Below are 17,345 nucleotides of genomic sequence, written 5' to 3'. Positions count from 1 at the left end.
TTAAAGAAAAAATTGAATAATAACAAATTGTATATTAAGTTTTTTCTAAACTATATTCATATCTCCATAATGTTTCATACATCATGACATAGAAATACTGTTTAAAATCCATATCGAGCATATTTTATAGGAGTTTTCGATGAAGTTCAAAATTCTACTTGGCGCTTCCCTGCTTGCGGTCGTCGCCAGCACCGGGCTCCGCCCCCGCGGAGCCTTTTTTGTGTGTGAACGATTTACGTCCCTTTAAACTGCCGCATTTACCCTGCACCGGATTAGGCCCTTATTTGCTTTTGCGGCACAAAATCCCGTAAAGCACGCAAACATTATTCAGAATGACCGGTCTGCATCATGATTGGACCGGCGAACGGGTGGGCGGATCCAGGCTGACATGACATCGCATGACGATAAAAACCGGCGCATCGAACCTTCCTTCGGTGGCGAAGAGAAAAAAGATGACGAGGTTTTTCGCGTCGACGAGGAGGATCGCATGGCACGCTCACAGCAGCGCCGACGCAGGCAATCCGAAGAACCGGAACCACGTGCTTCACGACGTGGCAAGAAGAAGCCGCGTGGCTTTTTCGGCTTTCTGCGCCGCTCGATCTACTGGTGCCTCGTACTTGGCCTCTGGGGCGGTATCGCCTTTGCAGGCATGCTGGTCTATTTCGCAGCCAAGATGCCGCCGACGACGGATTGGGCCATTCCTGATCGTCCACCGAATGTGCGTATCGTTGACGTCAACGGAAACCTGATCGCCAATCGCGGGACTACCGGCGGCGAGGCCGTGGGCCTGCATGAAATGTCGCCCTTTATCCCGAAGGCCGTCATCGCTATCGAGGATCGCCGCTTCTATTCGCATTTCGGCATTGACCCCATTGGCCTTGCCCGTGCGGTTGTAACCAATGTTGTTTCAGGCCGCGCTGTTCAGGGCGGATCGACGCTGACCCAGCAGCTTGCCAAGAACCTCTTTCTTTCTCCCGACCGCACACTTGAGCGCAAGGTGCAGGAAGTCATGCTCGCGCTCTGGCTTGAGCACAAATATACCAAGGACCAGATTCTTGAGATGTATCTGAACCGGGTCTATCTCGGTTCCGGCGCTTTCGGTGTTGATGCGGCCTCCCGGCGTTATTTCAGCAAGCCCGCCAAGGATGTGAACCTGATGGAAGCGGCAACCCTTGCCGGTCTTCTGAAGGCACCGTCTCGTCTGTCACCTGCCCGTGATCCGGAAGCCGCCGCCGCACGTGCCAAGCTGGTGCTGGGTGCCATGCGCGAGGAAGGCATGATATACGACAGCCAGATGGCCATCGCCGAAAGCGAACCGATGACGCGCGCGCCATCCTACTGGCAGGGCTCGGAAAACTATGTTGCCGACAAGGTTGTGGCGGAACTACCCGAGCTGATCGGTGAAGCGAAGGAAGACATCACCGTCCAGACCACCATTGATCTGAACCTGCAGCGCGCAGGCGAAGAGGCGATCAAGGACCAGATTTCCCAAAATGGGAAAAAGATGAATGCCAGCCAGGGCGCGCTCGTTTCCATTGACAGTACTGGCGCAGTGCGCGCCATGGTCGGCGGTGTCGATTACGCCACAAGCCAGTTCGACCGTGTCACCGATGCTCACCGCCAACCTGCATCATCCTTCAAGCCCTTCGTCTATCTGACAGCGCTCGAACAAGGCCGGACACCGGACTCGGTACGCAACGATGCTCCGGTTCGTATTGGCAAATGGACACCGAGCAACGATAACGGCAAATATATGGGACAGGTGACGCTGGCTACCGCCCTTTCTCATTCACTGAACTCCGTTGCGGCGCAGCTCGTGATGGAAGTCGGCCCGCAGACCGTGATCGACACGGCCCACCGGCTCGGCGTTCAGTCCAAACTCGAAGCCAATGCCTCGCTGGCACTCGGCACGTCGGAAGTGACCCTGTTGGAACTGACCGATGCCTATGTGCCCTTTGCCAATGGCGGCTATCGCGCGCCGGTCTATTTCATCACCAAGGTGACGGATTCCGACGGCAAGGTTCTTTATCAGAAGGAAGATGGCGTTGGCCCGCGTGTCATCGATGAACGCAATGTCGGCATGATGAACGCCATGCTGCGGCGCACGGTGGAAGACGGGACGGCAAAGCGCGCCGCCTTCGGCTGGCCCGCAGCAGGCAAGACCGGCACCAGTCAGAATTTCCGCGATGCGTGGTTTGTCGGCTATACGGCCAACCTCACAACCGGTGTATGGTTCGGCAATGATGACGGCAAGGGCATGAAGCGCGTGTTCGGTTCGACCCTGCCGGTCGCCGCCTGGAAAAACTTCATGAAGGAAGCACATAAGGGCGTGCCGGTTGCCGAGCTTCCCGGCCATTACGATATCCAGAACGTCGTTCCCGGTGGCAGCGACGGCATCGATCCGAATGCGCCTTACGATCCCGGCATGATGCCGCAGGATTCCTATGGCAATCAGCCGATGGCCGCTAATGGTGATGACGGCTACTGGCCACCTGCTCCGGATTCCGCTGCCCGCAGCGGTATCCAGCAGTCGAATGAGACGGGCCGCCCACTGGCCGAACAGCCCGGAGCTGCGACTTACCCGGCCAATGCCAATGACAATTACCGCCCGATGCCGCCAGGCGATGTGGGCGGCGGGCAGCCGCAGCAGCCAGGAAAATCCACGACATTGCTCGATATCATCATGGGTAATTCACAGTAACATCAATAGAGGCCGCCACTGGCGGCCTTTACTCGCGATCAAGTGAAGCAGCTTCAATACAAGCTTGTTTGAGCGCGTTTCGATCTGACTGAATCAGATCGGCGCTCTCACTATTTCCGCTAACGCGCATTAAAACCGAAAACCGTTTCACACTTTTCGTGATGCGCTTTAATTCCCCTCGAAATCTTGAACGGCTTGGTCTATTCAAGATTGGAGAGCGAGGTTTCCATGTCCCAAGTCACCAAAACAGACGTTGCCGGTTCCGATACTCCCAAGGCGGATACCGAACGTAAAACTCTGGTCCTGACCGGTGCCAGCCGTGGCATCGGCCATGCGACGGTGAAGCGTTTTTCGCGGGCCGGGTGGCGCGTCATCACCTGCTCGCGACAGGATTTTTCCGACAATTGCCCCTGGCCCGCCGGTCCGGAAGATCACATCAAGGTCGACCTCGCCGATCAGGAAGATGTCGGCAAGGCAATCGCCGAAATCCGCCGCCGTCTCGAAGCCGATGGCAGCAAACTTCATGCACTGGTCAACAATGCAGGCATTTCGCCGAAGGCGGAGGGCGGACGCCGCATGAATTCCATCGAAACGCCCATGGCGGTCTGGCGCGATGTATTTCAGGTCAACTTCCTTGCCTCGATCATGCTGGCACGTGGCCTGTTCAAGGAACTCGAGGCTGCACATGGCTCGGTGGTCAATGTGACCTCGATCGCGGGTAGCCGCGTGCACCCCTTTGCCGGAACCGCCTATGCTACATCGAAGGCCGCACTTGCTGCCCTGACCCGCGAAATGGCCTCCGACTTCGGCCCTTACGGTATCCGCGTCAATGCCATTGCACCGGGAGAAATCGATACGGCGATCCTTTCACCGGGAACCGACAAGCTGGTGGAACAGCTTCCGATGCGCCGCCTCGGCAAGACATCGGAAGTGGCGGAAACCATCTACTTCCTCTGCTCCGAGGCCTCATCCTATGTGACGGGTTCGGAAATTCATATCAATGGCGGCCAGCACGTCTGACATCTTAACAAAGCGCGGAGATTGAAATTCTTTGCGCTTTTTGTTTATCTCCATTCAATCGATTTAACTTCCGAGTGACGCTTCCATGATCCTTTGCTGCGGTGAATCCCTGATCGACATGCTGCCACGCGAAACCGCAGCGGGGGAAACCGCGTTCCAGCCTTTCGCAGGTGGCTCCGTCTTCAACACGGCCATCGCGCTTGGACGCCTCGAAGTCCCGACCGGTTTCTTTTCAGGCATTTCGTCCGATTTTTTCGGCGAGGTGCTGCGCGATAATCTGGCGCGATCCAATGTCGATTATTCCTTCGCCGCAATCTCGGATCGACCAACGACACTGGCTTTCGTGCGTCTGGTCGATGGGCAGGCGCGTTACGCCTTCTATGATGAAAATACTGCTGGCCGCATGTTGGCCGAGAGCGACATGCCCTATGTCGATGATGCCATCGACGCCATGCTGTTCGGCTGCATCAGCCTGATTTCTGAACCGTGCGGCAGCGTCTATGAAGCGCTGATGGGGCGTGAGGCACCAAGGCGGGTTATGTTCCTCGACCCGAATATCCGTGCTGGCTTCATCACCGACCGCGAAAAACATCTGGCGCGCCTGAAGCGCATGATCGCGCTCGCCGATATCGTGAAACTTTCAGACGAAGACCTCGCCTGGTTTGGCGAAAAGGGCAGTCACGACGAAATCGCAGCCGAATGGCTGAAGCTCGGACCGAAACTGGTGGTCATCACCAGGGGCGCGCATGGCGCTGACGCCTATACGACCAAGGCAACCGTGCGCGTGCCGGGTGTGAAAGTGGACGTGATCGACACCGTTGGCGCGGGCGACACGGTCAATGCGGGCATTCTCGCCAGCCTTCACAATCAGGGCCTTCTCGACAAGGACGCGCTTGCCGAACTGACTGAAGACCAGATTCATTCCGCCGTCGCGCTCGGGGTCCGGGCTGCTGCCGTCACCGTCTCGCGTGCAGGTGCAAACCCGCCATGGGCACATGAGATGAAGGATTGACGCAAGGCAAAGCCGTGACATGATGCGTCCGGCCTGCGTCAACCTTTTCCGACAAGGTCCGAACAGGAGTCCAGAACATCATGAGCATCGAATTTCTGCTGACATCCTTCATCATCGTTGCATCGCCTGGTACTGGCGTTCTGGTAACGCTTGCGGCAGGGCTGTCCCGTGGCGCACGGGCCTCGGTCATTGCCGCGCTAGGCTGCACGCTCGGCATCGTACCGCATATGCTGGCTGCCGTGACGGGGCTGGCGGCTCTGCTCCATACCAGCGCACTTGCTTTCGAGGTCATCAAATATGCAGGCGTTGCCTATCTGCTCTATATGGCGTGGATGACGCTCAAGGAACATGGCACACTGAAGATCGAAACCAACGACGCGCCGCGTTCGGACCGTGAGGTCATCTGGTCGGCGATCCTCGTCAATCTGCTGAACCCCAAACTGTCGATATTCTTCTTTGCCTTCCTGCCGCAGTTCGTAAATAGGCAGCAGGGCGGGACGGTTGACCGTATGGTGGAACTGTCTCTCGTCTTCATGGCGATGACATTCGTGGTGTTTGCGCTCTACGGTGTGTTCGCAGCCGCCGTCCGTAACCAGATCATCTCGCGCCCCGCTGTGCTTGCATGGATGCGCCGCAGCTTTGCTGCCGCCTTCGTCGCGCTCGGGGCAAAACTCGCACTGACCGAACGATAGACCATGTCCCAGAATATTTATGATCGCGACGATTTCTTCGCCGCTTACAGCCAGTTGCCACGTTCCGTGTATGGGCTGGAAGGCGCGCCTGAATGGCCCTTTGTCCGCTCGCTCTTGCCCGACCTGACCGGCCGTAACGTTGCCGATCTCGGTTGTGGTTTCGGCTGGTTTTGCCGCTTTGCTCGCGAACAGGGTGCTGCATCCGTCATCGGCTACGACCTTTCAGAAAACATGCTCGAACGCGCACGCCGCGACACACAGGATGACGCCGTTCGCTACATTCAGGCCGACATGGAAGGGCTGGAACTTCCAGAAGCAAGCTTCGATCTCGTCTACAGTTCTTTGGCCTTTCACTATATCCGCAACTTTCCGCGTCTTTTGAAAGCGATCCATGCGGCTTTGCGGCCAGAAGGTTGCTTTGTTTTCACGATTGAGCATCCGATCTTCATGGCGCCGCTTACGCCGGGCTGGATCGAGGAAGGCAACGGCCGGAAGCGCTGGCCGGTCGATCATTATGCAGTGGAAGCTGAAAGGCGAACCGATTGGCTGGCAGAGGGTGTCATTAAATATCACCGCCGCCTCAGCACCTCCGTCAATGCGCTGATTGAGGCCGGATTTGCCATCAACCGGCTGGAGGAATGGCATCCGTCGCCAGAGCAGATCGCGGCATGGCCAGCACTGTCGGAGGAAATGGAAAGACCTATGCTGTTGATAGTTTCCGCTAGCCGACAGACTGCTTGACCAGCCACATTTCACGCCTTTTATAGGGGTGGGCGGGACACGAATCAGACTGGCGAGGAGAAACCATGGACGTGTTGCGCATTGCTGCCTTTTCGCAAGGCAATCAGGGCGGCAATCCCGCTGGAGTGTTGATTGCCGATCGCCTCCCCTCCCCGCAAGATATGCAGAAAATCGCAAAGGATGTGGGCTTTTCCGAAACCGTCTTTGCTGCGCCGGAGGACGATAGCTGGCGCGTTCGCTATTTTGCACCGGAAATGGAAGTGCCGTTCTGCGGTCACGCTACCATTGCTCTCGGCGCCGCGTTGGCCATGCGCATGGGCGATGGACGTTTCGCACTCAAGCTCAACAATGGCGATATCAGCGTCGAAGGCCGCAAGGAAGGCGAGCTGTTTGCGGCCAGCCTGCAATCGCCACCGACGCGCCAGCGTGCCGCCAATGATGCGGAAGTGGAACAGGCGCTGGCACTATTCAGTTTCGAACAAGATGATCTGGCACCCGGTCTGGCACCCGCCCTGATCCATGCCGGGGCGGACCATATCGTGCTTCCGCTTCGTTCACGCGAAAAGCTGGCTTCGATGCATTACGACATGGTGCGCGGGCGCATCCTGATGAAGCGGCAAGGCTGGACGACGATCCTGCTCATCTATTCCGAGACGCCGAAGCGCTTCCACAGCCGCAACCCGTTTGCCTCCGGCGGAGTTTATGAAGACCCGGCGACTGGCGCGGCCACGGCGGCCTTTGCCGCCTATCTGCGTGATAGCGGCTGGCCGCATGGCGGCGAGATCGAAGTCTTTCAGGGCGAGGATATGGGCAGTCCGTCACATCTGCGCGCCCAGATCGGCAATGAGCGCGGCGGCTCTATCCGCGTTTCCGGCACCGCACGGTTGATGGAATAGTTATTCGTTGCAGCTCGTCACACGCGGACGAGCTGCTCCACCCGCTCCTCATTTCCGAAGAACTTGAGATAACGCGCCACTTCCTTCGGGTCTCCGGTCGCCTTTTGCGGATTGTCGGAAAGCTTGACCGCCGGATGGCCGTTGGCATCGGTCACCTTGCAGACGAGCGAAATCGCGTTCAGCCCTTCGATTTCCTTCGGGGCACAGCCTGCAAAATCATTTGTGAGATTGGTGCCCCAGCCGAAGCTCATGCGCACATGCCCTTCGAAGTGACGGTAAGTCTCCTCGATCGTGTCCACATCGAGCGCGTCGGAAAAGATCAGCAGCTTTTCACGCGGGTCCTTGCCACGTGACTTCCACCATTCGATGATGCGCTCGCCGCCTTCGATGGGCGGGGCACTGTCGGGGCGGAAGCCGGTCCAGTCGGCAACCCAGTCCGGCGCATTGCGCAGGAAGGCAGCCGTGCCGAAAGCATCGGGCAGAACGATCAGAAGATTGCCGCCATAGTAACGGTTCCAGTCCTGCAGCACGCGATAGGGGGCTGAGCGCAGTTCCTCGTCACTCCTGGCAAGAGCTGCCAGCACCATCGGCAATTCATGCGCATTGGTGCCAAGTGCTTCAAGATCGGTATCCATGGCCAGAAGCACATTGCTGGTGCCGGTGAAGGCATCGCCGATGCCTTCCTTCAGCGCTTCGACGCACCAGCGCTGCCACAGGAAGGAATGGCGGCGGCGCGTGCCGAAGTCGGAAATCTTCAGCCCCGGCAGCTGGCGCAGGCGTTCAACCTTGCTCCACATCTTCGCCTTGGCGCGCGCATAAAGCACGTCGAGCGAAAACGGTCCGAGGTTCTTCATCGCCGCGCGCGAACGCAGCTCGTTGATGATGGCAAGTGCGGGAATTTCCCACATGGTCGTGTGCGACCACGGTCCATGGAAATGCAGCTCGTACTGGCCGTCCTTGCGGCGCAGATCATATTCCGGAAGCTGGAAATCGTGCAGCCAGTTCAGGAACTCGGGCTGGAAAATCTGCTTGCGGCCATAGAAACTGTTACCCGCCAGCCAGATCATTTCCTTCTTGGAGAAGCGCAGCGTGCGGGCGTGGTCGAGCTGCGCACGCAATTCGCCCTCATCGATCTCATCGGCAAGGCGCACCGAGGTCGTGCGGTTGATGAGCGAGAAGGTTGCGTCCACCTTGGGGTAAAGGCCCCAAATCATCTGCAGCATCAGAAGCTTGTAGAAGTCCGTATCCAGAAGGCTGCGGACGATGGGATCGAGCTTCCATGCGTGATTGTAGACGCGGCGCGCAATATCAGTCTTGGCCATGACGGCCTCCAGAAAAAGCATGTTTCCGATAGCACAAACATCCGGCTTTACTTCGCCGAGTCGTGCAAAAGGCGGGTTTTCACCCGCCTTTTTAATCGGTTCACTTCTGTTTGGGAAGCTCTACAACGATTTCGTGTTCTCCGTCCGGCTTGATCGGCACACCCTCTTCCGGCTTGCCAACCTTGCGACCGTTGAGCTTGACCACCTTGTCTTTAGCACCGGCCACGACCTTCACACGGTAGAGCGCTTCGCCGAAGCGAAGTTCCGCTTCATAGCCTTCCCATTCCGGTGGCAAGGCCGGGTCGAGATGCAGGCGGTCGCCGCGTTTTGTGACGCCAAGGATACCCTCCGTCGCAACGCGGTAGAACCAGCCGGCGGAACCGGTGTACCAGGTCCAGCCACCCTGCCCGCGACGCGGCTCGACAGAATAGATGTCGGCTGCAATCACATAAGGCTCGACGCGGTAGATATCCGGGTTGCGACCATGGCTGACCGGGCTGATAAGCGAGAACAGACGCCACGCCTCGGCCGTCTTGCCCATGCGGGCAAGCGCCAGAATGGCCCAGGTCGCACCGTGGGTGTACTGGCCGCCATTCTCACGAACGCCCGGTGGATAGCCCTTGATATAACCCGGCTCCTGAATGGTGACGTCGAAAGGCGGCGTAAAGAGACGCAGCAATTCACCCTCGTCATCCAGCAGGTACTTTTCGAGCGAAGCCATCGCCTGTTCGGCACGTTTCGGATCGGCAACGCCGGACAACACGCTCCACGACTGCGCGATGGCATCGATCTGGCATTCGTCGCTGTCCTTCGAGCCAAGCGGTGCGCCGTTGTCGTAGAAACCACGGCGATACCATTGGCCATCCCAGCCATCGCGATCAAGGGCTGCCGTCAGGCTTTCCAGATGTGCTTTCCAGATATCGACACGCTTCTTGTCCTTGCGCCCTTCGGCAATCGGGATGAATTTACCGAGCGTATAGGCGAGGAACCAGCCGAGCCAAACGCTCTCGCCCTCTCCCTTCACGCCGACGAGATTCATGCCGTCGTTCCAGTCGCCGCCAAGGATCAGCGGCAGGCCGTGCTTGCCGGTGCGTTCCACAGCAAGGTCGAGTGCCAGGGCGCAATGCTCATAGAGGCTTGCCGTCTGCTCGGAGATTTCCGGCTGATAGAAGGCATCGTGTTCTCCCTCCTCCAGCTTGCGCCCTTCGAGGAACGGCAGCTTTTCATCGAGGATCGAGCGGTCGCCCGTCGTCTCGACATAAAGCGAAGCGCCATAGCCGAGCCAGACAACATCGTCCGAGATCAGCGTGCGGACGCCCGCCCCGGTCGCTGGCAGCCACCAATGCTGGACATCGCCTTCCGGGAACTGGCGTGATGCGGCATTGAGGATCTGCGCGCGGGCAAGGGTCGGATCTATCAGAAGCAGCGACAGCGTGTCCTGCAACTGATCACGGAAGCCGAACGCACCACTTGCCTGATAGAAGGCAGCGCGGGCCCATATACGGCAGGCAATCGCCTGATAGGGCAGCCAGCCATTGACCAGAAGGTCGAAAGCCGGGTCTGGCGTTTTCACCTGAACGCGGTCGAACAGGCTTTCCCACAGGCGCTTGGCAGCAGCAAGCTTGTCACCGAACGACACCTTGCGGGTTTCAGCGATCAGCGCCTTCGCCTGTCTCTGATCGGCCGCATTGCCGAGCAGGAAGACGATCTCTCGCGCTTCGCCCGGTCCGACTTCGATATCGAGGGCGAGCGCAGCACAGGGGTCACGGCCAGCCTCGACCGTACCCGAAAGCGCCTTGCCAGCCAGCACGACTTCCGGCTTGTCCACCGAACCGGTGGTGCCGATGAACTCGCTGCGGTCGGCAGTGACGGATTGCGGCTTTTCGGTTGCCGCAAAGAAGGCGATCTGCCCGGACTTGTCCGGATGATACGGATTGCCCGCAAAGAGTGCGCCCAATTCCTCGTCCTGCGAAGGTACAATGAAAGGCACGTTCTTGGAGCGGGCATTGCCCAGCACCCATTCCACATAGCCATAGACGCGCAGCTTGCGCGTGGAACGCCCGTTGTTGGTGATCGTCAGACGAGACAGACGCACCGGCTTGTCCGCATTCACGATGTGGGTGAGGTCGAGTGCCAATTCGCCATGCTGTGCCCCAAAGCTCGAATAGCCGTGGCCATGACGCGCTTCATAGGTCACGGCCTCATCGCGCAGCACGCTTGCCGTTGGCGCAAAGGTGCGGCCCGTTTCACGGTCAAGGATATAGATCGCCTCGCCCGGACGGTTGGTGACCGGATCGTTCGCCCATGGGGTGAGCTGATAATCGCGGCTGTTGCCTGCCCAGGTGAAGGCCGAACCTTCCGCCGAGACATGGAACCCGAAATTCGGATTGGCGATCACATTGATCCAGGGATGCGGCGTGTTGGTCCGGTTGTTGATGCGCACCACATAGCTGCCATCCTCGGCAAAACCACCATAACCATTCCAGAAACGGAGATCGTCCCCGGACGGCGCAGGACGGTTTACTACAGGCTTGACCACGGGACGGCGTTCTTCCGTCCCGCGTTCGATGGCGACAGGCGCAAGACCCGCAGCGCCGAGCCCCTGAGCCGACATCTGAGCCGAAGCCTGACCGCCAAGGGCAGTCTTGGCATCGCGCGCCGCCAGATCGACGGTGATTTCCTCGCTGCGGCGCAACTGCTCGGCCAGCGACCCGTTCTGTGCGTGCATCACGATACGTGCCGAGGCGAGCAGCGTATTGTAGCTCTCGTCGCTCATCTGGTCGCGGCGCACCGCGAAGATGTGCGGTTGACCGCCGCCGCGGGCGCGGAAACCTTCCACGATCCAGTCGATGGCACGCTGCGTATCCTGCGCATACGAGAAGGCACGCTCGTTAACCGCCACCACATCGACGGTGAGGCCCTTCGAGCGCCAGTATTCCTGCGCCCGCAGCACGCCGCGCAACACATCGAGATCGGCTTCGTTGTCGATGCGCAGCGCAAAGATTGGGTAGTCGCCCGAAATCGACATCGGCCAAAGGTCGGACTGCTTGCCGAGGCCGCTGGCGATGGTTTCCGGTGGCTGACGCAGGGTCCGCTCCGGATAGAGCAGATAGGCGGCGACCTTCTGATAATCGGCAGCTTCGGCAGGCTTGATACCGATATGGTAGAGCTGCACCTGCGAGCTGGTCCACGACAGCGAATATTCGCGGGCGAAGGTTTCCGGATGCCGATGCAGCGCCACGGCATGTTCTACCGCATCTCGGCTGCCGCCTGCGAAGGTCCAGAAAACGAGGCTCACCTTTTTATGCGCCGGAACGCGGACACGTGTACGCACCGAAGCGATCGGGTCGAGCACGCAACCCTGGCTGCCGTTGAACTTGGCACCCTGATCGAAGGCAGCCGCATCACGCAAGCTGCGGCCACGACCGACAAAGGCACGGCGGTCGGTTTCGACTTCCGTTTCGCGGATCGAGCCGGAAAGATCGGTCACGAAATGCGCGACGTGGATGTCCGGATCGGACGGCGCGCGCTTGCGGCGCTTGGCATAGATGGTCGAACCGTTATCAGAGATTTCGGTCTCCACGAACATCTTGGCAAAGGCCGGATGGGCGGCATCGCTGTCGCTGTCGGTCAGCACCAGTTCCGCATAGGAGGTGACCTCGATCATGCGGTCGCGGGCAGACGTGTTGATGATGTCGAGCCTGCGGCCTTCGCCGTCCGATTCCGACGACACGATCACTTCCATGACGGTCTTGATGTCACCGGCGGTCTTGTAGAATTCCGCCTTGTCTTCGGTGAAGACCGTCTTGGTTTCCTCTTCCGGGTTGCGGACCGGTTCGCCGGTTGCCGACCACCAGTATCCGCTTTCCATGTCGCGCAGGAACAGGAACGTGCCCTGAAGGTCTTCCGACGCATCGGCGTGGAAGCGGGTAATGTCCCAATTGTGCCAGCGGCTGTAGCCCGAACCGTTTGCTGTCACCATCAGCGCATATTGTCCGTTCGACATCATATGCGTGGTGCGCGGCGCCTTGAACGGCTTGTCGACAATCCGCATCGGCGCATCGTCGAAGCCACCCGAATCCACGCGCATCGGATTTTCCGTCTTGGCGTAGATCATCGGGATTTCGCGGGGTGCCTTTTCCTGCAGGAGCAGTTCGGCAGCCTCGATCACCGGATCGGAGTGGAAACGCTCACGCATCCGGCCTTCAAAGATCACGTTGTTGACCGCGATGATCGCCATGCCATGGTGATGGGCGTAGTAGTTCTTCACCACGGCGCAGAGTTCGCCTTCGCGAACACGTGACGGCGTGAAGTCCACCGAATCGTGGAAGCCATAGCGTCCGAGCGCGCCAAGCTTGGCAAGGCGCTTCAGGTTCGCGACAGCAGCAGCAGGCTGATACTGCGCGGCGAGCAGGCTCGCATAGGGCGCGATGACCGCATTGCGCGACAGGCCGCGCTGCAGGCCCAGATTGGGCACGCCGAAATTGGAATACTGGTAGTTCATATGCGCATCACGCGCATTGAACGCCGCTTCCGAAATACCCCATGGCAGACCGCGCGAGGTCGCATAATCGATCTGGCGCTGCACCACGAGCTTGTTGGTCTGGTCAAGCAGCGAACCGAGCGGCTCGGACATGACCAGCGGCGGCATCAGATATTCGAACATCGAGCCGGACCAGGAGAGCAGAGCGCCCTTCCAGCCCACCGGCACCAGAAGACGGCCAAGCTTGAACCAATGTTCGACCGGAACGTCGCCCTTGGCGATGGCGAACAGGCTCGCCAGACGCGCTTCGGACGCCAGAAGATCGTAGCAGCTTTCGTCCAGTTCGTTTTCCTGCACACGGAAACCGATGGAGAGAAGGCGGCGTTCCTTCCGTTCAAGGAAACCGAACTGCATGTCGAATGCGAGCTGGCGCGAACGGGTAGCAAGATAGCGCAAACGCTCACGCAGCGCGTCCGTATCGTGCTCGCCGATGGAATCCTCGGTATGCGCCTTGCAGGTATCGACGAGAATGCGCGCCCATTCCACGGCTTCAGCACTTGCCGGGGTTTCGATTTCGCCATCGAGTTCGTCCATCAAGCGAACGATGTCGGTTGCAAACAGCGACAGGTTGATGGTGCGGAAGGAGGCCGTTTCCGGCTCATCCTTGATGGAAATCACGGCGCGGCGGAAATTGGCAATCCGCTCTTCCAGGCGGCGGCGCAGCGGACGCAGAATCCGGCGATCATCCGGGATTTTCGCGATTGTCTCTTCAAGGATGTCGTTAACATCAAGAATACCGTCGAGGTCGCCCTGCATGTAGACGGACGGTGCTTCCGCCCATTCTTCCAGCGCCGACGACAGCGTGACCAAATGCCCGGCAAGGTTGCCGCTATCCACCGCAGAGACATAAAGCGGGCGCATCGGCGTCAGCGTGTTGGTCTCGTACCAGTTGTAGAGATGGCCCTGATACTTCTCCATCTTCTCAAGCGTATCGACAGTGGCTTGAACGCGGTCCAGCGTTTCACCGAAGCCGATCCAGCCGAAATCGCGCGCGGCGACGACGGACAGGAGATAGACGCCGATATTGGTCGGCGACGTGCGCTGCGCGACAATCGGCGCCGGATCTTCCTGGAAGTTGTCCGGCGGCAGATGGTGGTTTTCCTCGTTTGCGAACTCGGCGAAATAACGCCAGGTCCTGCGTGCATAGCGGCGCAGGTCCGACTTGTCGGAAGAAAGCACTTCCAGCGTGTCCTGCGGCTTCGCCGAACGGCTGACCAGCCATGCAATCAGCGGTGAGGCAAACCAGATGACGGCAAACGGCGCTGCGATCATTGCCGCATGACTTTGGGCAGCAAGCGGGATGAAGATCGCCAGACCCGCAATGGCTATGGCCGGCCACATCAGCTGGAAATAAAACAGCAGCGTATCGGGCGAGGTTCTCGCCTGCGCAGCCGTGCGCCATTCCAGAAGATTGCGATGCGAGACGAACAGGCGATAGACGGTACGCACAATCGCATCCGCCATCAGGAACGCCGAATGGGCGATGAAGGTGGTGCGCAGCGCCACATCGGCCGTGCCGAGCGCGATGTCAGTCAGCACCGACTGCGCATGACCTTTCAGCGAATAGTCCATGTTCGATGGAATGAGATTGGTCACAATGCCGAATGTCGGCGCAACGAACATGGAGAGAATGAGGAAGCCCTGCCAGACGGCAGCAGGCCCGATTGGCAGCACGCTCCAGCCGACGACGGCTGCGATCAGCCACAGGATCGGATTGAGCGAGCGGCGCAGGTTGTCGACCATCTTCCAGCGCGTGATGTGGCTGACGCCACGGCTTGTCGAAAACAGCCAGGGGAGAAGCTGCCAGTCGCCACGCGCCCAGCGATGATGACGCGATACGTCGACATTGTAGCCGGTCGGATAATCCTCGACCACTTCGACATCGCTGACCAGAGCCGCACGAGAATAGCCGCCCTCCAGGAGATCGTGGCTGAGCAGCGTGTTCTCAGGCACGCGGCCCTTCAGCGCTGCCTCGAAGGCATCGATGTCGTAAAGTCCCTTGCCGGTGAAGGTGCCTTCGCCGAGCAGGTCCTGATAGGTGTCGGACACGGCGAAGACATAAGGGTCGATACCGCGATTGACCGAGAAGACGCGCTGCAGGAACGACGCCTCGTCACCGGTGGTGAGCGAGGGCGTGACGCGCGGCTGGAGGATGCCGTAACCGCGCACGACCTTGCCGGTCTTTTCGTCGATGATCGGACGGTTCAGAGGATGGCTGAGCTTGCCGGCCAGATGCGTGACGGATTCCGGCGTCAGACGCGTGTCGGCGTCCAGCGTCATCACATATTTGATTTCCTTCGGCAAACGTTCGTCCGGCGGGAAAAAGCTCGTATCCTGATCACCGCGCAGCAGCAGGTTCAGCTCGTGCAGCTTGCCGCGCTTGCGCTCCCAGCCCATCCAGCAATTCTGCTTCTCGTTGAAGAGGCGACGGCGATGCATGAGGAAAAAGCGTGGCTGGTCGTCGCCGGTATAATGCTCGTTGAGCTTGGCGATTTCCTCGCGCGCATATTCATAGATTTCCATATCCGCAGGCGTGATTTCCTGCTTCGCATCGGTCCAGTCACTGACCAGCGCAAAGTAGATTTCACCACGCGGATTGGTGAGATAATGAACTTCCAGATTGCGAATCTGCTCGTCGATGGAATCACGCGAGGTGATGAAGGTCGGCACCGCGACCAGCGTGCGCGCCTCCTCCGGCAAGCCTTCCTTATATTCGAAACCGATGAGCCGCGTCGGCTGGACAAACCACGGCACCAGCGCATTGAACAGCGAATAGGACGCGTCCATTGCCGGGAAAATCGCCAGAAGCGTGAACAGCGTGCGCAGATCAGTCGAAAGACCGGCGCGGATCATGCAGTAATTGACGAGCAGAAGGATCAGGATCGTGAAGATCGCCGTCGGGATGAACAGCCCCCACAGACCGAGACCACGATAGAAGCGCAGCGCCTTGACGCCGAATGGCGCCTTGTAGCCACAGACCTTTTCCAGCTCCTTGCGCCCTTCGCCGGACAGGTAATAGGCGATTGCGCCCTTGCCCTCGGCTTCCGGATGACCGGCCTTTTCCGCACGATGTCCGTCTTCGGCCAGTTTCAGCGCAGCCCATGTGATGTCGATTTCGCTCATGTCCGAATAGCGGGCGAGCTTTTCGATGGTCACGCGATAGGCATTGCGGGAACGGAAATCCAGAAGTTCGAAATCGCTGTGGTCACGCAGGATCGCATCAACCTCGTTGACGGTTTCGAACCAGGTCTCCCAGTCCACGTCATCGATGGATTTCAGGCTGCGGATGACATTGCCCATCGTGACGCCGCCAGTAGACTGGCGGGCATGTTCCTCAACGATGGCGTCTTCCGGATTGCTGCCTTCCTGCTCCAGAATCCGTTCCAGCCAGCTGGCAGCAGCCGTGGTGTCCGTCGAGGAGGAACGCAGGCGATAAAGAAGATGGGTCGCGAAAGTGCTGTCGCGGGCGGCATCGGCATATTGCGCCAGAACCGAATCCAGTTCGGCACCGTCGGTGGCGACCACGATGCGGTCGGCGGCCGTATTGGCGAGATTGCGCATGATGCGCGCGCGATCGACGCGCAGCGCCAGACGGCGTGCATTCTCGATCAGGAAATAGCGCACCGCAGAAGGCAGCGCCCACAATTCACCAATCTTCAGGGGCTCGACAGTCTGGAAACCCTTGACGATGGCCGTCAGCGTCTTCAGCGAGAAATTGCTGTCCGTATGGGCGACATAAAGCCAGGCCAGCGCGAAAATGCGCGGCATGCCTTCATATTTCTCAACCGGCGCCTTGTAGAGCGGCAGCTGACGGATGAAGCGGCGTGGCAGGTCGCGGCGGGCCTGCTGCACGTTCTTGTCGATCTGGTAGTGATTGTCGAGCAGCCATTGCGCGGCTGGCGTGATGGTTTCACCCGCACGCGATGCGGCATCAGAGGCGCGATAGGCATGCAGAATCAGCTTGCCGTTTTCGGAAAGGCGCTGATCGAACGGGAAGGCGATATAGCCCGGCAGCGGAATGTCTTCACCCCGCGCCACGGCAGCGGCAAGCGCGCCAAGCTCTTCCTCGGTTTTGTACAAGGCCCTGATGGGGGATGGTTGTTCGGGCGGAATCCGGCCCGATGCATCGGGCTCGCTGGATTTGGGTTCCATCGAAGGTTTCTGCATCGGCGATTTATTCTCGGTAGAGGTTGAATTGGAGAGCGAAGAAGACAATTCCGGCATCTGCCTTAACAGCCTTTCCGAAGGAAATGAGTTATCTGCGGCGGGTGGATACTGACATTATTCCGAATTTTCATTTCAGGGAAACGGCAGTATCCGTGATCGGTTCCCTGAATGTCGACCGCATTTGGCCAAAATGCGACGGCGCAATGTGCTGATATTCAAACCGTTTGAATCGCAACGCACAATTCTTTCCG

The 17,345-nt window shown here is 59.0% G+C and carries 8 protein-coding genes; 6 read left to right on the top strand and 2 right to left on the bottom strand.

All coding sequences use genetic code 11. The features are described from left to right. Positions 1–388 precede the first annotated feature (388 nt). The 6 genes from AAE521_RS16200 to AAE521_RS16175 all read left to right on the top strand — a co-directional run bounded on the left by AAE521_RS16200 (position 389) and on the right by AAE521_RS16175 (position 7,062). Positions 389–2,701: a transglycosylase domain-containing protein gene (locus AAE521_RS16200; RefSeq protein ID WP_342061850.1), complete on the top strand. Its 2,313-nt coding sequence runs from the start codon at positions 389–391 to the stop codon at positions 2,699–2,701. Between the two features lie 228 nt (positions 2,702–2,929). Then, positions 2,930–3,721 carry an SDR family NAD(P)-dependent oxidoreductase gene (locus AAE521_RS16195; RefSeq protein WP_010657966.1) on the top strand — a complete coding sequence of 264 codons (792 nt, stop codon included), beginning with the start codon at positions 2,930–2,932 and terminating at the stop codon, positions 3,719–3,721. Between the two features lie 85 nt (positions 3,722–3,806). Continuing rightward, positions 3,807–4,733 (top strand): carbohydrate kinase family protein, encoded by a 927-nt coding sequence (locus AAE521_RS16190; protein ID WP_342061849.1) that lies wholly within the window; start codon positions 3,807–3,809, stop codon positions 4,731–4,733. Between the two features lie 80 nt (positions 4,734–4,813). After that, on the top strand, positions 4,814–5,425 hold the full coding sequence (locus AAE521_RS16185; protein ID WP_342061848.1) for a LysE family translocator: 612 nt from the start codon (positions 4,814–4,816) through the stop codon (positions 5,423–5,425). 3 nt (positions 5,426–5,428) lie between these two features. Then, positions 5,429–6,166: a class I SAM-dependent methyltransferase gene (locus AAE521_RS16180; protein ID WP_342061847.1), complete on the top strand. Its 738-nt coding sequence runs from the start codon at positions 5,429–5,431 to the stop codon at positions 6,164–6,166. Between the two features lie 65 nt (positions 6,167–6,231). Next, complete coding sequence (locus tag AAE521_RS16175) at positions 6,232–7,062, top strand: PhzF family phenazine biosynthesis protein (protein ID WP_342061846.1); 831 nt, start codon at positions 6,232–6,234, stop codon at positions 7,060–7,062. Positions 7,063–7,079: 17 nt separating this feature from the next. On the opposite strand, the gene pncB is transcribed toward AAE521_RS16175, so the two are convergent. Next, on the bottom strand, positions 7,080–8,384 hold the full coding sequence (gene pncB, locus AAE521_RS16170) for a nicotinate phosphoribosyltransferase (RefSeq protein WP_342061845.1): 1,305 nt from the start codon (positions 8,382–8,384) through the stop codon (positions 7,080–7,082). A 100-nt stretch (positions 8,385–8,484) separates the two neighbouring features. After that, positions 8,485–17,151, bottom strand: a complete 8,667-nt coding sequence (locus tag AAE521_RS16165) for a glycoside hydrolase family 94 protein (protein WP_342061844.1) — start codon at positions 17,149–17,151, stop codon at positions 8,485–8,487. Between the last annotated feature and the right edge of the window lie 194 nt (positions 17,152–17,345).

This window comes from Brucella cytisi, from assembly GCF_038433355.1.
Classification (GTDB): domain Bacteria; phylum Pseudomonadota; class Alphaproteobacteria; order Rhizobiales; family Rhizobiaceae; genus Brucella; species Brucella cytisi.
The sequence above is the reverse complement of the archived record's forward strand: the minus strand, read 5'-3'. Positions and strand labels throughout refer to the sequence as shown.

Excerpts from the sequence above, each read along its gene's own strand:
- AAE521_RS16200 (WP_342061850.1), top strand. The coding sequence starts at position 389 with ATGACATCGCATGACGATAAAAACCGGCGCATCGAACCTTCCTTCGGT.
- AAE521_RS16195 (WP_010657966.1), top strand. The coding sequence starts at position 2,930 with ATGTCCCAAGTCACCAAAACAGACGTTGCCGGTTCCGATACTCCCAAG.
- AAE521_RS16190 (WP_342061849.1), top strand. The coding sequence starts at position 3,807 with ATGATCCTTTGCTGCGGTGAATCCCTGATCGACATGCTGCCACGCGAA.
- AAE521_RS16185 (WP_342061848.1), top strand. The coding sequence starts at position 4,814 with ATGAGCATCGAATTTCTGCTGACATCCTTCATCATCGTTGCATCGCCT.
- AAE521_RS16180 (WP_342061847.1), top strand. The coding sequence starts at position 5,429 with ATGTCCCAGAATATTTATGATCGCGACGATTTCTTCGCCGCTTACAGC.
- AAE521_RS16175 (WP_342061846.1), top strand. The coding sequence starts at position 6,232 with ATGGACGTGTTGCGCATTGCTGCCTTTTCGCAAGGCAATCAGGGCGGC.
- pncB (WP_342061845.1), bottom strand. The coding sequence starts at position 8,384 with ATGGCCAAGACTGATATTGCGCGCCGCGTCTACAATCACGCATGGAAG.
- AAE521_RS16165 (WP_342061844.1), bottom strand. The coding sequence starts at position 17,151 with ATGCCGGAATTGTCTTCTTCGCTCTCCAATTCAACCTCTACCGAGAAT.